Consider the following 19,105-nt stretch of genomic DNA (forward strand, 5'->3'; position numbering starts at 1 on the left):
TAGGGCTCGGCCGCGGCGGCATGCCCGCCGGCGTGTTGGGCCGGGGGCCACCCGCGCCCGCGGCCGGCGGCCGCTGCTGGCCACCCTGGATGCCGAACGGGTTGTTACCGGCGCCGCGCGCCGGCGGACGACCGCCCGCTCGGGCGCCAGGACCCGGCGCCGGCGTGCTCGGACGAGCTGCCGGGGAACCGGGACGGGGCGGCATGGCCGCGGGACCCGGCCGAGGGCCGGGGCCGGGACGGTTGCCGTCTGCCGGAGGCTCCCGGCGGACGTTGTCCCGCTGCTGCTGGCGAGCGGCCTGCGCGGCCTTGACCGCGGCCTCCTGCTCGGCCTTCAGCGCGGCGGCACGCGCCTCCGCGGCCGCCACCTCGATGTCGTGGGCACTCGCCGGCTTGGCGACCGGGGCCGGGGCCGCCGGCTGCGGCGCACCAGGCACCGGACCCTTCGGCTTCGGACCCGGGGCCGGCGCGGCCGGCCGCCGAGGCGGCATCGGCTTGGCCGAGACCCGGGGCGCGCCCGGGGTCGGGGATGGCGTCGGGGTCGAAGCCGGCGTCGGCGCGGGCGCCGACGGGGCGGCCGGCGCCGGAGCACCGGCGGACGCGACGAATGCGTTACGCAGCCGCCGGGCGACGGGCGCCTCGACGGTGCTGGACGCGGACTTCACGAACTCGCCCATTTCCTTCAGCTTGGCGAGAACGGTCTTACTCTCGACCCCGAGCTCTTTTGCAAGCTCGTGAACGCGGGCCTTGCCTGCCACTGCACTCCTCACTCCGAGGTCGTGCGGGCAGCACCCGCAGCGACCTCACTCGTGCACTTGAAGCCTGGTCATTTCAGGGACTTCATCGTGTGCTCATGTCGGTCGTCCTACCCTGCTAGCGACCCTCGCCCGGTCGGGCTGACCGGACGTAGTGGTTGGCGCATCGACGTGCTCCGCCAGCTCACCGTGGTCGAGGACCTCGGTGATGCGCAGCGCACGCCCGAAGGCGCGGCGCCGCACCGCCAGCGCGAAGCAGGCCGGATCCGGGTGCATGTTCGCTCCCCGACCCGGCAGCCTGCGGAGCGGATCGGGCCGGAGACTGTAACCAGCCTCGTCCCCGATCGCGACGATCCGCAGCAATTCGCTGGCCGGCGCACGTTGCCGGCAACCCACACAGGTGCGCTCCGGCTGCGCGCGTCGTACCACTGGAGGAAGTCTACCCCTAGCTGCCCGAGATCGCGCCGCCCGGTTCCGGCACGTGATCAGCTGACCCGCGCACGGCCGGGCTGGTCTGCTCCGCGTCGGACCGGATGTCGATCCGCCAACCGGTCAATCGGGCCGCGAGGCGGGCATTCTGCCCCTCCCGCCCGATGGCGAGAGAGAGCTGGAAGTCCGGAACGGTCACCCGGGCGGCCCGGGCGGCAAGATCCACCACCTCGACGCGCAGCGCCTTGGCCGGCGACAACGCGTTGCCGACGAAGGTGGCCGGGTCGTCCGACCAGTCGATAATGTCGATCTTCTCACCGTGCAGCTCGCTCATCACCGCGCGCACCCGCTGGCCCATCGGGCCGATGCAGGCGCCCTTGGCGTTCACCCCGGGGGTGGTGGAGCGTACGGCGATCTTCGTACGGTGACCTGCCTCACGGGCGATCGCGCCGATCTCCACCGTGCCGTCGGCGATCTCCGGCACCTCCAGCGCGAACAGCTTCTTGACCAGCGCCGGGTGCGACCGGGACAGGGTGATCTGCGGCCCGCGCATGCCCTTGGCCACGTGCACCACCACGCAGCGGACCCGCTCGCCGTGCGCGTACCGCTCGCCGGGCACCTGCTCGGACTGCGGCAGCACGCCCTCCAGCTTGCCCAGGTCGACGCTGACGATGCCCTTCTCGGTGCGCGTCTCGTGCGCCTGCACCACACCGGTGACCAGGTCGCCCTCACGGCCGACGTACTCGCCGAAGTGCACTTCGTCAGTGGCCTCGCGCAGACGCTGGAGGATCACCTGCTTGGCGGTCATGGCGGCGATCCGGCCGAAGTCGTGCGGGGTGTCGTCCCACTCCCGCACCAGGGTGCCGTCCTCGTCCATCTCCTGCGCGTACACCAGGGCGGCGCCGGACTTGCGGTCAATCTCCACCCGGGCGTGCGGCTCGGCGCCGTCGGTGTGCCGGTAGGCGGTCAGCAACGCGGTCTCGATCGCCGCGAGAATCGTGTCGAACGGGATCTCCCGCTCGCGCTCGAGTGCGCGCAGCGCCGCGAGGTCGATGTTCACCTCTCCTCGTCCTCCACATCATCTTCGTCGTCGATGTCGTCTGAATCGTCGATGTCGTCGGTCTCGTCCGCGTCGTCGAGCTCGTCCGGCTCGCCCAGCTCGGCGAGCCTGGTGAACTCGACCTGCACCCGGCCCGGCCCCAGCTGGGCGTACGCCCAGGTGGCGCGGCCGTCGTCGGTCTCCAGCTGCACGCCCTCGTCGTCGGCGGCGACCACCCGGCCGGTCAGCTGACGGTCCCCGGCGGGCTGCTCGCCCCGCTGGCCGGGCAGCGCGGCCGCGCCCCGGACGGTGACCTTGACCAGCCGCCCCACGTTGCGCCGCCAGTGCCGGGCAAGGGTGAGCGGCCGGTCGACGCCCGGCGAGCTGACCTCCAGCTGGTACTCCCCGGCGACGATGTCGCCGCCGGTCTCCTCGGCTTCGTCCAGCGCGGCCGAGACAGCGCGGGAGACGTCCGCGACGGCGTCCAGGTCGATCCCGCCGTCGGCGTCCACGATCACCCGCACCACGTGCCGCCGGCCGGCCCGGGAGACCGACAGGTCCTCCAGGTCGTAGCCGACGCCGTTGACCACCGGCTCGATCACAGCCCGCAACCGGGTACGCCGCGCGGCGAGATCACCACCGCGGGGACCCGCGCCGTCGCGGGGTCGGCCTGTCGACCTGGTGGCACGGCCACGCTGCGTCATCTCCGCACCCTTTCCCTGGTCGACGGTCCCGCTCGTCCCGCCATGCCGGCACGCCACCGGAGCGGACGCGCCGGTGGCTGCGCAGAGCGTAACGCGCCGGCCCGTCGACGGACCGGGCGGCGCACCGACGTCAGTGGCCCCCGGAGCGGCGCGGATGGTGTTGACTTGCCCGGTGGGGATCGGCAGAACGACACAGCGCGACCAGGCATCCGGGCATTCCCGGCGAAAGCTCCTACGTGCCGGGGTGCTGTTGGCGCTCGGCGGCGCGGCGACGCCGCTGACCGGCTGTGATCTTTTCGACCGTGACGACGAGCCGGCGCCGCCACCGGACCCGCTGCGGCCGATGGTGGACGAGTCACTCGGGCTGGCCGCGGCGCACCGGGCGAGCGCCGCAGCGCACCCGGAGCTGGCCGACCGGCTCGGCCCGATCGCCGAGGCGCACACCGCGCACGCCACCGAACTGGCCCGGGTGATCGGCGTCGCGTTGCCGTCGGCGCCCGCGGCGGACCCGACCGACGCCCCGGCGACCGACCCGGCCGGCGCCCTGGCCGCCCTGCGGACGCTGGAGAAGACCGGCCAGCGGTCCGCCACCGTCGCCTGTGCCTCGGCCCCGGCGGAACGGGCGGCGCTGCTCGGGTCGATCGCCGCCGCCCGGGCCACCCACCAGGAGGCACTGAAGTGAGGCAGCCGTCCGCCGGGGAGGCGCTCGCCGCCGCCCTGTCCGCCGAGTACGCGGCCATCTACGCCTACGGGCGGATCGGCGTCCGCCTCAACGGGGCGGCCCGGGACGCCGCGCACCAGGCCGAGGCCGCGCACCGACGCCGGCGCGACGCCCTGGTGGTGCAGCTCAGCACCGCCGCCAGCACCGTGCCACCGGACCGGGCCGGCTACGCGCTGCCGTTCCCGGTCACCGACCGGGCGAGCGCGCTGCGCCTGGCCGTGGAGGTGGAGGAGCGCACCGCGGCGCACTGGCGGGCCGCGCTGGCCTCCACCACCGGCGCCGACCGGGACCAGGCGCTGGCCGCCCTGGTCGACTACGCCGTACGCGCCACGAAGTGGCGAAAGACCGCCGGGCTCACCCCGCCGACTGTCGCGTTTCCCGGCCGCCCGACCTGAACGGGTTCGCTGCGGTTGCGGAGCGCATACCAGGTATGCATACTCCGTTGCCATGTCCATCCGTCACGGGTTGCTCGCCCTGCTCGAACGCGGCCAGATGTACGGCTACCAGCTGCGCGCCGCGTTCGAGGAGTCGACCGGCTCGACCTGGCCGCTGAACATCGGGCAGGTCTACACCACGCTGTCCCGTCTGGAACGCGACGGTCTGGTGCGCCCGCTGCCGGAGAGCGAGGCCGGGCAACGCCCGTACGAGATCACCGACGCCGGCCGGGCGGACCTGGCGCTGTGGTTCGCCACCCCGGTCAGCCGTACCGACCGCCCGCGTGACGAGCTGGCGATCAAGCTGGCGCTGGCCCTGACCACCCCCGGCGTGGACGTCCGCTCGGTGGTGCAGGCCCAGCGCAGCGCGACGATGCGGGCGTTGCAGGAGTTGACCCGTTTGAAGTACGGCAGCAACCGGCCGGAGGACCTGCCCTGGCGGCTGGTGCTGGACTCGATGGTGTTCCAGGCCGAGGCGGAGGTGCGCTGGCTGGACCACTGCGAGACCAGTCTGGTGCGGCACCAACCCGCGCCCCCCGGGCCGCCCGCACCCAGACCGGGCGACGCGGACGCGTCCGACGCGGCGCGGTGGGCCGACGAGGAGGCGCGACGGTGAACGGAGCGGACGACGCGGTGCTGGAGCTACGCGCCGTCCACCGCACCCACGGGTCCGGCCCCGCGGCGGTGCACGCCCTGCGCGGCGTCAGCCTGGTCGTCCGGCCGGGTGAGCTGGTCGCCGTGATGGGTCCGTCCGGTTCCGGCAAATCGACGCTGCTGGCCCTCGCCGGTGGGCTGGACCGCCCGACCGACGGCGAGGTCCGGGTCGAGGGACAACCGTTGGGGGCCCTGGACCGCCGAGGGCTGGCCCAGCTGCGCCGCCGCCGTATCGGTTACATCTTCCAGCAGCTCAACCTGCTGGGCAGCCTCAGCGCCGTGGAGAACGTCGCCCTCCCGCTGGAGCTCGACGGCACCGGCGGGCGCCGGGCCCGCGCGGCGGCACTGGCCGCGCTGGCCGAGGTGGGCCTGCCAGCCCTGGGCGACCGCTTCCCCGACCAGCTCTCCGGCGGCCAGCAACAGCGGGTGGCCATCGCCCGGGCCCTGGTCGGCGAACGACGCCTGGTGCTCGCCGACGAGCCGACCGGGGCGTTGGACTCGCAGACCGGCGAGGCCGTGCTGCACCTGCTGCGCCGCCGGGTCGACGCGGGGGCTGCCGGCGTACTGGTCACCCATGAGGCGCGGCACGCCGGCTGGGCCGACCGGGTGGTGTTCCTGCGCGACGGGGTTCTCGTCGACACGACGGCGCCGCTGGGCAGCGTCGAGCAACTGCTGTCCGGCAGCGACCGGTGACCATCCGCCGGGCGCTGCGGCCCCCCGGCCGCGCCGATGTCCCGGCGGCCCCGCCGGTCACACCACCCGTCCCGCCGCGCCGGCGGCGGACGGCCGAGCTGATCGGCTCCTGGAGGGCGGCGTTGCGGATCGCCCGGCGAGAATCGCGCCTGGCGCGCCGGCGAACCGTCCTGGTGCTCGCGATGATCGCCCTGCCGGTGCTGGTGCTGACCTTCCTGGCGGCGAGCTACGACATGGCCGAGCTGACCCCGCAGGAGCGGATCGACCGCCGGCTCGGTGTCGCCGACGCGGAGCTCCGCTGGATCGCCGACACCCCGATCGGGCAGGACGAGTGGGGTGACACCTGGTATTCCCGGGAGGGGGACGACGCATCGGGCCGGCGGCCGACGAGCGCCGCCGAGGTGACCGCGCTGCTCCACTCCGGAAGCCGGGTCACCGAGGTGCGCGCGCCGATCCCGCTGGCCGTGCACGGGCCCGAACGCGACGAGAACGTGCAGGGACGGGTGCTCGACCTCACCGACCCGTTGGCCCGCGGGCTGGTGCGATTCCAGGCCGGACAGGCGCCACGGCAACCCGGCGAGGTCGCGGTGAGCCCGGCGGCGCTCCGCCGCCTGGACCTGCACCTCGGCGCCGCCCTGGCCACCGCCGACGGGACCAGGGCGTACACCGTGGTCGGGGTGGTCGAATTCCCGGACGATCTCGGCCCGGTGGTGGCGCTGCACCCCGCCGCCGTGCCGCGCACCGATCCGGAGCCGAACAGCACCTGGCTGGTGGACGTGCCCGGCTCCGTCGACGCGGCACTGGTGTCCCGGCTCAACGAGCGCGGCGTACTGGTCGCACCGCGCCACCCCGGCGGCCCGGCGGGGGAGCCGTCCCGGCGCTGGCTCGGGCTCGTCGGTCCGGCCGACGCCGCCGACCTGAGCACCAGCGTGCTGATCGCCGGCCTCGGGCTGCTGGAGGTCGTACTGCTGGTCGGGCCGGCCTTCGCGGTCGGGGTCCGCCGCCGGCGACGTGACCTCGCGCTGGTGGCGGTGGCCGGAGGGGACGCCGCCCAGCTTCGTCGGGTCGTGCTCGCCGACGGCGTGGTGCTGGGCGTGCTGGGCGCCGCGGCCGGCCTGCTGCTCGGCGTGGGCGCCGCGTTCGCCGGCCGCCCGCTGGTCGAGCAGTACGTCTTCGGCGCGCGCTTCGGCGGGTACCGCTGCTGGCCGTCGGCGCTGGTCCTGCTCGGTGGGGTCGCGGTGCTGGCCGGGGTGCTCGCCGCGCTCGCACCGGCCTGGACCGCCTCCCGGCAGGACGTCCTCGCCGGGCTCGCCGGGCGACGCACTCCGCCCCCGCCCCGGGCACGGTGGCTGGTCCTCGGCCTGACGCTGGTGGTCGGTGGGGCGGCGCTCGCCGCGCTCGGGGCCACCCAGACCTCACCGGCGGTGATCCTGACCGGCCTGATCCTCGGCGAACTCGGCCTGGTCTGCTGCACGCCCACTCTCATCGGCGCGCTCGCCCGCCTCGGCCGGGTGCTGCCGCTGGCGCCCCGGATCGCGCTGCGTGACGCCAGCCGCAACCGGGCCGCCGCCGCGCCGGCCATCTGCGCCGTGATGGCGGCGGTGGCCAGCAGCGTCGCGCTCGGCGGATACCTGGCCAGCGACGGGGCCCGTGACGCGCGCGCCTACCAGCCGATGCTGCCGACCGGTCACGTGCTGGTCAACCCTTCCGAGCCGCCCCGCGACCACGGGCCGACGCTGGCCCAGGTCAGCGCGGCGGCCCGGGCGCAGCTGGACGCCGACGCGGTGGCCCCGCTACAGGCCGCGGCATGTGAACCACCGGCCACGCCCGGCGGCTACTGCTACGTCGAGCCGGAGCTGCCACCGGAGCGGGCCTGCCCCTGGCGACCCGCGGACGGCCTCTCCGAGGCGGAGCGGCGGCAGGCCCGGGCGGACCCGCGCTGCGTGGTCCCGGGCGGGGACCACTACGGCGGTTACGTCCAGACGCTGGTGGACGACGGCAGCGCGCTGCCACTCCTCATCGGCGCGGATCCGGCGGAGATCGCCGCCGCCACCGCGGTGCTGCGCGCCGGGGGCGCCGTGGTGACCGACCCACGCTATCTGCACGACGGCCGGGTGACCGTGCGGATCAACAGGGTGCAGGGTGGGTCGGACGGGCCGGTCGCCACCACCGGCGAGCTGCGCTCGTACGCGCTGAGCGCGGCGGTCGGCCAGCCCAGCCTGCTGCTGTCCCCCGCCGCGGCTCGACACCTCGGCCTGAGCTGGTCGCCGAGCGGCTGGGTGATCGGCACGCCGAGCCCGCCGGACGTGCACCGGCAGGAGCGCTTCACCGCCGCTCTCCAGGCCTTCGGGACATTCTCGTTGAGCGTGGAGCAGGGAGCCGCGCCACCGGACAACTCACCGCTGCTCCTGTTGCTCGCGGCGGCGGCCGGGTTGATCACGGTCGGGGCGGCCGGCATAGCCACGGCGCTCGCCGCCGCCGAGGGGCGCGCCGAACTGTCCACCCTCGCGGCGGTCGGCGCCGCCCCGGCGGTACGCCGGCTGCTGGCGATCTGCCAGGCCGGGATCATCGCCGGCCTCGGCTCGGTGCTCGGCATCGTGGCCGGGCTGGGCACCGCCGCGATCGTGCTGCTCTCGGTCAACCGCCAGTACGCCACCGCCTGGCCGGTGCGCGAGCCGTACCCGTTCCTGGTGCCGTGGCCCGCGCTCGGCGTCCTGGTGCTGGTGCCGGTCGTGGCGATGCTCGGCGCGGGCCTGTTCACCCGCGCCCGGCTGCCGATCGAGCGGCGGCTGGACTGACCAGCGCGCCCCGGCGGGCATTCGGGGGGTGCCGCCGGGGCGCGGCAGCCGGCAGACTGTCGGCGTGTCAGTGCTGGGGAGCCTCACCCGTCGAGTCGGTCACCACCGCTGGTTCGGCGCCGCCGCCCGCCTGCTGGTGCCCGCCGACCGGATCGTCGGCCGGCTCACCCGGGGCCGCGTGGTCGCGCTGGGCCTGATCCCGTCCCTGGTGATCACCACCACCGGCCGCCGCTCCGGCAAGCCGCGCAGCAATCCCCTGCTCTATGTGCCCGACGGCGACGCGTACGTCGTGATCGGCTCCAACTGGGGGCAGACCCACCAGCCCGGCTGGGCGATGAACCTGCTCGCCGAGCCGGCCGCCGAGGTGGACGTGAAGGGCCGCCGCGTGCCGGTACGGGCCGAGCCCGCCAGCGGCGCCGAACGGGACCGGCTGTGGCAGCTCCTGGTGACCGAGTGGCCGGCGTACCGCACGTACGTGCAGCGGGCCGGCGGCCGGGAGATTCGCATCTTCCGGCTGGTGCCGACCGGGCGCGGCGCGCCCGCCGGCCCGCCACCGGCTGGCTAGGCTGGCCGTCAGTCGCAAGGCGAGGGGGGTCCGGTGAGCGCGAGGAGTGAGCCGGTGTTGCGAGCCCCGCAGTCGCGAACACAGGTGATCCCGTGAGCGCGAGGAGTGAGCCGGTGTTGCGAGCCCCGCAGTCGCGAGCGCAGATCCCGTGAGCGCGAGCAGCGAAGTGACCGGTGTCGACCGGGCCCGCGACGATCGACGGTGGACGGTGGCGGAGCAGGTCGCCGAGGCGGCCCGGCGGCGCTTTCCGGCCGATGTGCTCGCCGTCGCGGTGCACGGCCCGCTGGCACACGGCGACGACGACGGCGGCGGGGACCGTGAGGTGGGGATGTTGGTGGTCACCTACCGACCGGGCACCGGCCCGGCACCGGCGACCCGGCGGGTGGACGGGGTGCTGGTCGACCTGACCGTGGCCGCCGCCGACGACTACCTCGGACAGGCCCGGGTGCTCTCCCCCCTGTGGCCGCTGACCGCCGACCGGTACGTCACCACGCGGGCTCTGCACGACCCGACGGGCTGGCTGCCGACGCTGCGCGACGAGCACCTCGGTCGACTGGCCCGGGCCCGGCCGGCGGAGTTCAGCACCGCTGCCCGGCAGGCCTGGTATCGGGGCAGCGCGGCGCACGCCCGGGCCGCACGGTTGGCCGAGTGGTACGAGACGGACCAGGCGCTGCTGATGCTCGGCGAGGCACGGCTGGCCGCGGCCACGGTGACGGGGCTGCTGAGCCGCACCTACTTTCGCGACCCGGGGGACGCGGTGCGCCGCACGGGGCTGGCCGGCGCGGACATGACCGAGGTGGGGACGGTGCTGGCCCGACAGGCCGAGGAGCTCAGCGCCCGCGGCCGCCCGGTCGACGGCACGGTCGACGAGCTGCTGACCGCCTGACCGGCGTCACAGCCCGCCCTGCACGCCGATCAGCGAGCCGATCAGGTAGGTGGCGGCGGCCGCCGCGGCGCCCAGCAGCAGCTGGCGCAGGCCGCTGGTCCACCAGGGCCGGTTGGTGAACCGGGCCACCACCGCTCCGGCGCCGAACAGCCCGAGCCCGCCGACGGCGAGCGCCAGCCAGAGCTCGGTGGCGCCGAACAGGTACGTCAGCAGCGGCACCAGCGCGCCCACCGAGAAGAACAGGAACGAGGAGATCGCGGCCGTCCACGGGCTGGGCTGGTCGTCGGGGTCGACGCCCAACTCCTCGCGGACGTGCACCCGCAGCGCCTCCTCCGGGTCGCGCCGCACCGCCTCCGCGACCTGGGTGGCCAGGTCCCGCGGCAGGCCGCGGGCCACCCACGCGTCGGCCAGCTCGCGGGCCTCCGCCTCGGGGTGCCGCTCCAGCTCCCGCCGCTCCTTGGCCACCTCGGCGGCGACCTGCTCGTTGGCCGAGCGGACGCTGGTGTACTCGCCGAGCCCCATCGAGATCGCGCCGGCCACCAGACCGGCGGAGCCGGTGAGCACGATGCTGCGCGGCGAGACCCCGCCGCCGCCGACACCGGCGATCAGGGCGATGTTGGTGACCAGCCCGTCCATCGCGCCGAAGACGGCCGGGCGCAGCCAGCCGCCCGAGACGTCCGCGTGGTGCGCCTCGCGCAACGCCGCTGGGGTGTCGGTCATGGCAGGGTCAGGATCTCGTGGCCGTCGTCGGTCACCACGATGGTGTGCTCGAACTGCGCCGTCCACTTTCGGTCCTTGGTGACCACGGTCCACCCGTCGTCCCACATGTCGTACTGGTAGGTGCCCAGCGTGATCATCGGCTCGATGGTGAACGTCATCCCCGGCTCCATGATGTCGGTGGGCCGTGGGCTGTCGTAGTGCGGCACGTAGAGCCCGCTGTGGAAGGACTCGCCGATGCCGTGGCCGGTGAAGTCACGGACCACTCCGTAGCCGAACCGCTTGGCGTACGACTCGATGACCCGGCCCACCACGTTGATCTGCCGTCCCGGGGCGACCGCGCGGATGCCGCGCATCATCGCCTCGTGGGTCCGCTCGACCAGCAGCCGAACCTCCTCGCTGACCTCGCCGACGCAGAACGTGGCGTCGGTGTCGCCGTGCACCCCACCGATGTACGCGGTCACGTCGACGTTGATGATGTCGCCGTCCTTCAGGACGGTTGAGTCCGGAATGCCGTGGCAGACGACCTCGTTGAGGCTGGTGCAGCAGGACTTGGGGAAGCCCCGGTAGCCGAGCGTCGACGGGTACGCGTCGTGGTCGCAGAGGAACTCGTGCACCACCCGGTCGATCTCGTCGGTGGTCACGCCCGGCTTGCAGTGCTCACCGGCGAGCTGGGTCGCCTGGGCGGCCAGCCGGCTGGCGATCCGCATCTTCTCGATGGTCTCCGGCGTCTGCACGTGCGAGCCGCGCCACTCCTGGGGGCGCTTCTTGCCCACGTACTCCGGTCGGGGAATGTGGGCCGGCACCGGTCGCATCGGGGAGAGTGTGCCTGGGGTCAGCGGCGGACGGACGGTCATGCCGCAAGCCTATCGCCGGACCCGCTGGTGACCCGCGCCACCGCCGCTCCGGACCGGTTGTTGCCGTGCCAGGTCGGCTGTGCCATGGTGTCTCCGTGGATCAAGGGGGAGCACCACCCGTCTTCTCCGCCAGCGCGGAGATCGACGGTGATCACCTCCAGGTGGTTGTCGCCGGTGAGGTCGACATGGCCACCGCCGACACCATGCTCCAGACCGCCCTGCGGGAGCCCTCCGAGCGGATCACCCTCGACCTGACGGCGGTCACCTTCTTCGACTCCGCCGCCATCCACGCCCTGGTCCGGCTCGCCCAGCAGTTTCCCGGCGCGCTCACCGTGCTGCCGTCCCGGCAGGTCCGCCGGGTGCTGGACATCTCCGGCCTGGGCGAGCAGAGCTGGCTGAGCCCGGCCTGAACGACCGCGCCCCCACACCTCCGTCGCTTCCTCAGGCCTGCAACTGCCGACGCAGCGTCACTTCGGTGCCCTCGTCGGTACGCCGCACCGACAGGTCACCCAACGCCTTGATCAGGGTCAGCCCGCGCCCGCGGAACCCGGCGCCGGTCGGTTCCCGCCACTGCCCGCTGTCGCGCACCGTGGCGGTCACCGTGCGGTCCTCGATGGCCACCTCGACGCTGATCATCGGCGTGGTGGGGTGGACGGGGTGCTCGATGGCGTTCGCGGCGGCCTCGGAGACCGCCACGGTCAGGTCGAACAGGTCCGTCTCGCCAACCCCGTGCGCGACCAGGAAATCCTCCAGGCGCTTGCGCAGCACGCTCAGCCGGGTCGCGTCCGCCGGCAGCCGCAGCTCGAAACGGTTCAGCTCGGCCGCCTCCAGGGCGAGCACCGCCACGTCGTCACGGCGGGGTCGTCCGACGACGCGCTCGACCACCGCGTCGATCAGGTCCTCCACGTGCTCGCCCAGGTTGGCCGCGTCGGTGCGCAGCTGGGCCAGCGCGGCATCGATGCCGAGCTGGCGGTCCTCGATCAGCCCGTCGGTGTAGAGCAGCAGCCGGCCGCCGGCGGGCAGTTCCCCCTCGACGATCTGGTACGTCGTGCCGGGGATGGCGCCGACCGGCGGGCCGAGCGCGCGGTCGTGCAGGAACGCCACGTCGCCGCCTCGGATCAGCAGCGGGGACGGGTGACCGGCGCTGGCGTACCGCAGCCGGCCGGTACGCGGGCTGAACAGCAGGCAGACGACGGTCGCGAAGGACCGGCCCTCGGTGGACTCGACCAACCGGTTGAGCCGAGTCAGCGACTCGGCCGGGTCGTAGCCCTCCAGCACGTACGCCCGCAGCGCGTTGCGGAGCTGCCCCATCGCCGCAGCGGCCGGGACGCCCTTGCCGACCACGTCACCGATGACCAGCACCAGCTCCTCGCCCTCCAACGCGATCACGTCGTACCAGTCGCCGCCGACCTCGACGTCGGCGCTGCCGGGCAGGTAGCGGCTGGCCACCACCGCGCCGGGCAGCTGCGGCAGTGATCGGGGCAGCAGGCTGTGCTGCAGGGTGGTGGCGATCCGGTGCTCGGCCTCGTAGAGCTGGGCGTTCTCCAGCCGCACCCCGACCAGCCGGGCGAGCTGGGTGAGAGCGGCCTCGTCGGCCTGCGCGTCGTCGCCGGGCGGCCGCCAGACCCGCAACTCGCCGAGCTGCTCGCCGGTGGTGCCGGTCAGCTCGGTCACGAAGGACGGATCGGCGGCGGTGACACCGCCGGCGTCCGCCTCGGACCGGGCTCCCGTGGCGGTGACCACCACCCGGGCGGCCTCGGCGAGGTTGAGCGCGTGCCGGGCGGCGACCTGGAGCACGTCGGCGGTGGACCGGGCGGTGTTCACCGCGACGGCCGCGTCGGCCAGTGCCCGCAGCCGGCGGATGATCTGCCCGCGTAGCTGGCCCAGCTCGACGTTGGCCCGGACCCGGGCGACCAGCTCCTGGCCAGAGAAGGGCTTGATGAGGTAGTCGTCGGCGCCGACGGAGAGCCCGGCCACCGCCTCCGCGGAACCGGCCCGGGCGGAGAGCAGCACGATCGGCACATGCCGGGTACGGGGGTCCGCGCGGAGCGCGCCGACCAGCCCGAACCCGTCCAGCCGGGGCATCATCACGTCGGTGAGCACCAGGTCGAACCCGCCCTCGCGGGCCAGTGGGAGGGCCGCCAGCCCATCGCTGGCGGTGACCACCTCCCAGGTCGGGGTGAGCAGCCGGGTGACGTGCTCGCGCAGGTCCGCGTTGTCGTCGACGACCAGGATGCGACCGGCCGGGGCGACCCCCGCCGGCCGGGCGGCGAACTCCGGCGCCGGCTCGGCGCCGGTCCACAACGCGGTCTCGGCCACGTAGAGCCGGGCCTGGTCGGGCTCGCCCTCCGGCAGGGGGCTGGACGCCGCGACCCGGTCGGTGGGCAGATGCGCCGATCCGAACGGGATGGTCACCGTGAAGGTGCTGCCCTCGTCGACCCGGCTGGTCAACCCGACCTCGCCGCCGTGCATCTCGACCAGCTCCCGGACCAGCGCCAGGCCGATCCCGGTGCCCTCGTGGGTGCGGGCGCGCACCCCCGGAACCCGGTGGAACCGCTCGAAGACGTGCGGCAGCTCGGCCGGCACGATCCCCACGCCGGTGTCGCTCACCTCCAGCCGGGCGGCGCCGTCCACGGCACGGATCCGCACCCGGATCTCGCCGTCGAAGGTGAACTTGACCGCGTTCGACGCCAGGTTGAGGACGATCTTCTCCCACATGTCCCGGTCGATGTAGACCGGCGCCGGCAGTGGCGGGCAGTCCACCACCAGCCGCAGCCCGGCCCGATCGGTGGCCGAGCGGAAGGTGCTGGCCAGCCGGGCGGTGTAGTCGGCCAGGTCGGTGGGCTGGTAGCGGGCGGCCAGCCGACCGGACTCCAGCCGGGAGAAGTCCAGCACGGTGTTGACCAGCTTGAGCAGGCGCAGCGCGTTGCGGTGCATCATGCCGAGCCGGTCGGTGTACCCGGGGGGCAGCGCCCGGTCGGCCAGCAGGTCCTCCAGCGGGCCGAGCACCAGCGTCAGCGGGGTCCGGAACTCGTGGCTGACGTTGGCGAAGAAGTTGGTCTTCGCCCGGTCCAGCGCGGCCAGCTCCGCGGCACGGGCCCGCTCCTGCTCGTACGCCCGCTGCTTGCCCACCGCCCGGGAGACCTGAGCGGCGACCAGGTCGAGGAAGTTCCGGTACTCGTCGTTGAGCGGCAGCCGGCGGGCCACGCCGACGACGAGCGCGCCGACCCTCTCGTTCGTCGCCGTGACGGGCAGCACCAGCGCCTGGTCCGCCGCGCCGGCCGGCCACGTGTCGAACAGCCCGGCCACGTCGATCGTCGCGGGCATGCCGTCGGTGGTCACCCGGGCGAGCACCTCGGGGTCCACGTCGACGGCACCCTGGCCGGTGCCGACGGAACCGGCCAGGGTGAAGCGGCCGGCGTCGTCGGCCAGGTAGATCAGCGCGAACGGTACGTCCGCCCGGTGTCGGCCGAGCACCTCGGCGGCGGTCCGGCCGAGCTCGGCCGCGCTGCCCACCTCGGCCAGCTCGGCGCCCAGCTCGGCCAGCGCCCGCAGCCGGCGCTCGCCGAGAACCCGGCCGGTGGTCTCGTTGACGATGCAGTAGACGCCGCTGACCGAGCCGTCGGCGCCTCGGATCGGGTCGTACGAGACGTCGAAGTAGGTCTCTTCGAGGAAGCCGTGCCGGTCCAGCAGGAAGGGGTGGTCCTCGCCGCGGTAGGACCGCCCGGTGCGCCGTACGCCCTCCAGCAGGGGGCCGAGCACCTCCCAGGTCTCCGCCCAGTGCCGCGCAGCCGGCTGACCGAGCACATCCGGGTGCTTGGCGCCGATCGTCGGGCGGTAGGCGTCGTTGTAGAAGGCGAGTTGGTCGTCACCCCAGAACATGACGATCTGCGCACTGGAGGCGAGCATCATGCCGACCGCGTTGGAGAGCGCCGGCGGCCAGCCGCCCGGGGCGCCCACGGGTGTCGAGGACCAGTCGAGGCTGCTCAGTCGCTCACCCAACTCCCCGCCCGCCGCGAACGCGGCCGCCAGCATTGGGGGGTGCTCCGCGCCGACCGCGAAGGAAACCTCCGCGTCCGCGCCCCCCTGAGCCGAGCTCATACAGCCTCCCGCTCCGGCCGTGCCCTCGACCGTTGATCTCCGCGTGCCGTGTCCGGACCTGTACCCCGGCGGAGCAGCAACGTAACGCATGACGCCCCTAGGACGCTGGTTACCCACGCTCGACCCGTCGGCGACCCGACAGTGCGGCCGAGACGGCGTGGCGGCGACCCCGGTGGGAGCGCCTCGGCGGCTCAGAAGACGGGCAGCCCGTCGATGCTCGCCGCGTTCCTGGTGGCCCGGTAGGTCACCAGGTCGTCGGCGGTACGGCGTGAGTGTGAGCTGAGCAACAGGTCGCGTTCCGCGCGGTAGTCCATCAGCGGCACCGCGTACCCGCAGGAGTCGCTGACCCGCTCCACGTCGACGGTGATCACGGCCCGCACGCCGTGCACGTCCGGCGGCTCGGGGAACTCGGCGAGCCGATCGGCGAACGCCTCCTCGGTCACCGCGACGCTGCTGCCCCGGCCGTGCAACCGGACGATCTTCGGCGGCCCGTCGAAGGCGCAGAACATCAGGGTGATCCGGCCGTTGTCCCGCAGGTGGGCGAGGGTTTCCGCGCCGCTGCCGTGGTAGTCCAGATAGGACACGCGGTGCGGACCGAGGACCACGAAGGTGCCCCGCATGCCCTTCGGTGAGACGTTGACGTGCCCCTCGGCACCCGACGGTGCGGTGGCCACGAAGAAGACCGGTTGGGCCACGATGAAGTCGCGCAACCGACCGTCGATCTCCGGATAGACCTTGCCCATGCGCCGATCCTCCCACCGGCCACGACGCCCGGCGGGTGCGACGTACGTCACGTCGCCCGGGATCCCACCGACCGCGCCGCGTCGTCGGGAGCGGTGACGGCCGCGCCCGGGCGGTCGCCGGCGGCGGCCCGGACCAGCGCGGTGATCGGGCGGGGATCCGGCTCGTTCTCCGGATGCCACTGCACGCCGAGCACGAACGGCCGACCCGGGTCCTCGACCGCCTCGATCACACCGTCCCCCGCCCAGCCGCTGACCGCGAGCCGCCCGGGGTCGGCAACCGCCTGATGGTGGTACGAGTTGACCTGGTTCACCCCGGTCAACACGGCCGCCGCCAGGCTGCCCGGTACGAACCGCACCGGATGCGCGCCGTAGACGCCGGGCGCCGGGCGGTGGACCTCGTGACCGACCACGTCCGGCAGGTGCTGGTGCAGGGTTCCGCCGTACGCGACGGCGAGCAGCTGCATCCCCCGGCAGACGCCCAGCACCGGCAGTTCGGCGGCGAGCGCCGTGGCCAGCAGGGTCAACTCGCCGTCGTCCCGGTCGGGCCGGTCCTCGGTCCTGGGGTCGGGCGGCTGGCCGTACCGCCCCGGGCCGACATCGGCGCCACCGGCCAGCAGCAGCCCGTCCAGGACGGCCAGCACGTCGCCGTCCTCGTCGTCCGGTGGCAGCACCACCGCCCGACCGCCGGCGGCGGTCACCGCCCGCACGTACGCCTCGGGCACCAGCACGGACCGCACGCCCCGCCAGACGCCCCAGGCGGCGGACTCGACGTACGCGCTGATCCCGATCAGCGGCCTGGTCATAGTGGCGTGACGTACGCGCCGGTGATGCCCCCATCCACCACGAACTGCGCGGCGGTCATGAACGAGGCGTCGTCGCTGGCCAGGAACGCCACCGCGGCGGCGATCTCCTCCGGTTGCCCGAACCGGCCCATCGGCACGTGCACCAGCCGGCGGGCGGCCCGTTCCGGGTCGGCGGCGAAGAGTTCCAGCAACAGCGGGGTGGCCACCGGGCCGGGGCAGAGCGCGTTGACCCGGATTCCCTCGCGGGCGAACTGCACGCCCAGCTCCCGCGTCATCGCCAGCACCCCGCCCTTGCTCGCGGTGTACGCGATCTGCGACGTCGCCGCGCCCATCAGCGCCACGAACGAGGCCGTGTTGATGATCGAGCCCTTGCCCTGGCGGCGCATGTGGCCGATGGCGTACTTGCAGCAGAGGTAGACGCTCGTGGTGTTGACCCGCAGCACCCGTTCCCAGGCGTCCAGACCGGTGGTCAGGATGGAGTCGTCGTCCGGCGGAGAGATGCCGGCGTTGTTGAACGCGATGTCGACCCGCCCGTGCCGGTCGACCACCCCGTCGAAGAGGTCACGCACCGCCGACTCGTCGGCGACGTCGGTGGCCACGAACTCGCCGCCGCACTCCTCGGCGGCCCGCTCGCCGGCCGCCGCGTCGATGTCCACGCAGACCACCCGGGCCCCCTCCGCGGCGAACCGTCGGACGGTGGCCAACCCGATCCCGCTGCCCGCTCCGGTGATCACGGCCACCCGGTCCTGCAACCGACCCTGCACTGGCGTCACTCCTCGGTCGAGATGAACACGTTCTTGACATCGGTGAAGGCGTGCAGCGCGTCCGGACCGAGCTCCCGGCCCAGCCCGGAGCGCTTCATCCCGCCGAACGGGGTCCAGTAGCGCACCGAGGAGTGCGAGTTGACGCTGAGGTTTCCCGAGTCGACGGCGCGGGCGAGCCGGAGCGCCCGGCCGACGTCCCGGGTCCAGATCGAGCCGGAGAGGCCGTACTCGGTGTCGTTGGCGAGCCGAACGGCGTCGGCCTCGTCGTCGAACGGGAGCACCGAGACCACCGGGCCGAAGATCTCCTCCCGCCAGTGCCGGTCGGCCGGCGAGTCGGCCAGCAGCACGGTCGGTGCGTGCCAGAAGCCGGGACCGTCGGGGCAGGAGCCGGTGAACGCGACCCGGGACCCGGCCACGTAGTCGGCGACGCGGTCCCGCTGGCCGGCGGAGATCAGGGGACCCATCTCGGCGGTGTCCAGGGCCGGGTCCTCCACCCGCACGGCACGGACCGCCGGTTCGAGCAGTTCCAGGAAACGGTCGTACACCGGGCGCTGGACCAGGATCCGCGACCGGGCGCAGCAGTCCTGGCCGGCGTTGTCGAAGACCGCGCCGGGCGCGGTCGCGGCGGCGCGTTCCAGGTCGGCGTCGGCGAACACGATGTTCGCGCTCTTGCCTCCCAGCTCCAGGGTGAGCCGCTTCACCTGGGCGGCGCAGCCGGCCATGATCCGGGTGCCGACCTCGGTGGAGCCGGTGAAGCAGATCTTGCGGACCGCCGGGTGGCTGACGAACCGCTCCCCCACCACGGCGCCCTCGCCCGGTACGACGGTGAACACGTCGTCGGGCAGGCCGGCCTCGCGGGCCAGCTCGGCCAGCCGCAGCGCGGTGAGCGGGGTCAGTTCGGCGGGTTTGAGCACCACGGTGTTGCCGGCGGCGAGGGCCGGGACGAACCCCCAGGCGGCGATCGGCATCGGGAAGTTCCACGGCACGATCACCCCGACCACGCCGAGCGGCTCGTGGAAGGTGACGTCCAGCCCGCCGGGCACCGGGATCTGCCGCCCGGTCAGCCGCTCCGGCGCGCCCGAGTAGTAGTCCAGCACGTCCCGGACGTTGCCGGCTTCCCAGCGGGCGTTGCCGATGGTGTGCCCGGAGTTGCGGACCTCCAGCGTGGCCAGCTCGTCCAGGTGCGCATCGACCACGGCGGCGAACCGCCGCAACATCCGCGCCCGCTCCCCCGGCGCCACGGCCCGCCAAGCCTCAAAAGCCGTCGCGGCACGCGAGATCGCCGCATCAACCTCGTCCACCGAGGCCCCCGCGACCTCCCGAAACCCCACCCCGGAAGCCGGATCCACAACGAGCGTCACGCGCCCCACCCTCCCTCGTCGATCATGGAGGCGTGGTGCCTCACAAAGGCCTCACTTCCCCACATCTCGCCCCCCACAAGTC

19 protein-coding genes are annotated in these 19,105 nt (G+C 74.0%); 8 read left to right on the forward strand and 11 right to left on the reverse strand.

Annotation, left to right across the window (positions count from 1 at the left end; all coding sequences use genetic code 11):
* The 4 genes from EAD98_RS14550 to rimP form a co-directional block, all read right to left on the reverse strand.
* Positions 1-757 (reverse strand): translation initiation factor IF-2 N-terminal domain-containing protein (locus EAD98_RS14550; RefSeq protein WP_199723405.1); only part of this gene is annotated, 757 nt, incomplete at its 3' end.
* 93 nt (positions 758-850) lie between these two features.
* Positions 851-1,183 carry a YlxR family protein gene (locus EAD98_RS14555; RefSeq protein ID WP_121654588.1) on the reverse strand — a complete coding sequence of 111 codons (333 nt, stop codon included), beginning with the start codon at positions 1,181-1,183 and terminating at the stop codon, positions 851-853.
* 16 nt (positions 1,184-1,199) lie between these two features.
* The gene (gene nusA / locus EAD98_RS14560) at positions 1,200-2,243 is read right to left on the reverse strand and encodes a transcription termination factor NusA (protein ID WP_121654589.1); all 1,044 of its coding nucleotides are present in this window, start codon (positions 2,241-2,243) and stop codon (positions 1,200-1,202) included.
* Entirely contained in the window at positions 2,240-2,926 is a 687-nt protein-coding gene (gene rimP / locus EAD98_RS14565) for a ribosome maturation factor RimP (protein ID WP_121654590.1), read from the reverse strand. The genes nusA and rimP overlap by 4 nt, the downstream gene beginning before the upstream one ends.
* A gap of 154 nt (positions 2,927-3,080) precedes the next feature.
* Here rimP and EAD98_RS14570 point away from each other — a divergent pair, with 154 nt between their 5' ends.
* The 7 genes from EAD98_RS14570 to EAD98_RS14600 all read left to right on the forward strand — a co-directional run bounded on the left by EAD98_RS14570 (position 3,081) and on the right by EAD98_RS14600 (position 9,677).
* The gene (locus EAD98_RS14570; protein WP_233583824.1) at positions 3,081-3,608 is read left to right on the forward strand and encodes a hypothetical protein; all 528 of its coding nucleotides are present in this window, start codon (positions 3,081-3,083) and stop codon (positions 3,606-3,608) included.
* Positions 3,605-4,042 (forward strand): ferritin-like domain-containing protein, encoded by a 438-nt coding sequence (locus tag EAD98_RS14575; RefSeq protein WP_121654591.1) that lies wholly within the window; start codon positions 3,605-3,607, stop codon positions 4,040-4,042. The genes EAD98_RS14570 and EAD98_RS14575 overlap by 4 nt, the downstream gene beginning before the upstream one ends.
* Before the next feature lie 52 nt (positions 4,043-4,094).
* Positions 4,095-4,697 carry a PadR family transcriptional regulator gene (locus EAD98_RS14580; RefSeq protein ID WP_121654592.1) on the forward strand — a complete coding sequence of 201 codons (603 nt, stop codon included), beginning with the start codon at positions 4,095-4,097 and terminating at the stop codon, positions 4,695-4,697.
* A complete protein-coding gene (locus tag EAD98_RS14585; protein ID WP_121654593.1) occupies positions 4,694-5,428 on the forward strand; it encodes an ABC transporter ATP-binding protein in 735 nt (244 codons plus the stop codon). Before EAD98_RS14580 ends, EAD98_RS14585 begins: the two co-directional genes overlap by 4 nt.
* 182 nt (positions 5,429-5,610) lie before the next feature.
* A complete protein-coding gene (locus EAD98_RS14590) occupies positions 5,611-8,226 on the forward strand; it encodes an FtsX-like permease family protein (protein WP_233583825.1) in 2,616 nt (871 codons plus the stop codon).
* A 64-nt stretch (positions 8,227-8,290) separates the two neighbouring features.
* Positions 8,291-8,791, forward strand: coding sequence for a nitroreductase family deazaflavin-dependent oxidoreductase (locus EAD98_RS14595; protein WP_121654594.1), 501 nt, complete (start codon positions 8,291-8,293; stop codon positions 8,789-8,791).
* 148 nt (positions 8,792-8,939) lie between these two features.
* A complete protein-coding gene (locus EAD98_RS14600) occupies positions 8,940-9,677 on the forward strand; it encodes a nucleotidyltransferase domain-containing protein (protein WP_121654595.1) in 738 nt (245 codons plus the stop codon).
* 6 nt (positions 9,678-9,683) lie between these two features.
* On the opposite strand, the gene EAD98_RS14605 is transcribed toward EAD98_RS14600, so the two are convergent.
* The gene (locus tag EAD98_RS14605; RefSeq protein WP_121654596.1) at positions 9,684-10,397 is read right to left on the reverse strand and encodes a VIT1/CCC1 transporter family protein; all 714 of its coding nucleotides are present in this window, start codon (positions 10,395-10,397) and stop codon (positions 9,684-9,686) included.
* Positions 10,394-11,251, reverse strand: coding sequence for a type I methionyl aminopeptidase (gene map, locus EAD98_RS14610; RefSeq protein ID WP_121654597.1), 858 nt, complete (start codon positions 11,249-11,251; stop codon positions 10,394-10,396). The genes EAD98_RS14605 and map overlap by 4 nt, the downstream gene beginning before the upstream one ends.
* Before the next feature lie 95 nt (positions 11,252-11,346).
* On the opposite strand from map, the gene EAD98_RS14615 reads away from it, so the two are divergent.
* On the forward strand, positions 11,347-11,661 hold the full coding sequence (locus EAD98_RS14615; RefSeq protein WP_199723408.1) for an STAS domain-containing protein: 315 nt from the start codon (positions 11,347-11,349) through the stop codon (positions 11,659-11,661).
* Positions 11,662-11,692: 31 nt separating this feature from the next.
* Here the strand turns inward: EAD98_RS14615 and EAD98_RS14620 are convergent, their stop codons facing one another.
* From EAD98_RS14620 to EAD98_RS14640, 5 genes are all read right to left on the reverse strand, one after another.
* Positions 11,693-15,352 carry a SpoIIE family protein phosphatase gene (locus EAD98_RS14620; RefSeq protein WP_121654599.1) on the reverse strand — a complete coding sequence of 1,220 codons (3,660 nt, stop codon included), beginning with the start codon at positions 15,350-15,352 and terminating at the stop codon, positions 11,693-11,695.
* A gap of 191 nt (positions 15,353-15,543) precedes the next feature.
* Entirely contained in the window at positions 15,544-16,095 is a 552-nt protein-coding gene (locus EAD98_RS14625; RefSeq protein WP_121654600.1) for a pyridoxamine 5'-phosphate oxidase family protein, read from the reverse strand.
* A 47-nt stretch (positions 16,096-16,142) separates the two neighbouring features.
* Positions 16,143-16,898, reverse strand: coding sequence for a gamma-glutamyl-gamma-aminobutyrate hydrolase family protein (locus EAD98_RS14630; RefSeq protein ID WP_121654601.1), 756 nt, complete (start codon positions 16,896-16,898; stop codon positions 16,143-16,145).
* On the reverse strand, positions 16,895-17,662 hold the full coding sequence (locus tag EAD98_RS14635; protein ID WP_121654602.1) for a 3-oxoacyl-ACP reductase: 768 nt from the start codon (positions 17,660-17,662) through the stop codon (positions 16,895-16,897). Before EAD98_RS14635 ends, EAD98_RS14630 begins: the two co-directional genes overlap by 4 nt.
* A gap of 5 nt (positions 17,663-17,667) precedes the next feature.
* A complete protein-coding gene (locus tag EAD98_RS14640) occupies positions 17,668-19,023 on the reverse strand; it encodes an aldehyde dehydrogenase (RefSeq protein ID WP_121654603.1) in 1,356 nt (451 codons plus the stop codon).
* Positions 19,024-19,105: the final 82 nt, after the last annotated feature.

Origin of the sequence: Micromonospora sp. CV4 (assembly GCF_003667455.1) — a bacterium.
Classification (GTDB): domain Bacteria; phylum Actinomycetota; class Actinomycetes; order Mycobacteriales; family Micromonosporaceae; genus Micromonospora.

Bases quoted from the DNA above. Each gene is read 5' to 3' on its own strand.
- EAD98_RS14580 (WP_121654592.1), top strand. From the start codon at position 4,095: ATGTCCATCCGTCACGGGTTGCTCGCCCTGCTCGAACGCGGCCAGATG.
- EAD98_RS14620 (WP_121654599.1), bottom strand. From the start codon at position 15,352: ATGAGCTCGGCTCAGGGGGGCGCGGACGCGGAGGTTTCCTTCGCGGTC.
- map (WP_121654597.1), bottom strand. From the start codon at position 11,251: ATGACCGTCCGTCCGCCGCTGACCCCAGGCACACTCTCCCCGATGCGA.
- rimP (WP_121654590.1), bottom strand. From the start codon at position 2,926: ATGACGCAGCGTGGCCGTGCCACCAGGTCGACAGGCCGACCCCGCGAC.
- EAD98_RS14630 (WP_121654601.1), bottom strand. From the start codon at position 16,898: ATGACCAGGCCGCTGATCGGGATCAGCGCGTACGTCGAGTCCGCCGCC.
- EAD98_RS14625 (WP_121654600.1), bottom strand. From the start codon at position 16,095: ATGGGCAAGGTCTATCCGGAGATCGACGGTCGGTTGCGCGACTTCATC.
- EAD98_RS14570 (WP_233583824.1), top strand. From the start codon at position 3,081: ATGGTGTTGACTTGCCCGGTGGGGATCGGCAGAACGACACAGCGCGAC.
- EAD98_RS14605 (WP_121654596.1), bottom strand. From the start codon at position 10,397: ATGACCGACACCCCAGCGGCGTTGCGCGAGGCGCACCACGCGGACGTC.
- EAD98_RS14590 (WP_233583825.1), top strand. From the start codon at position 5,611: ATGATCGCCCTGCCGGTGCTGGTGCTGACCTTCCTGGCGGCGAGCTAC.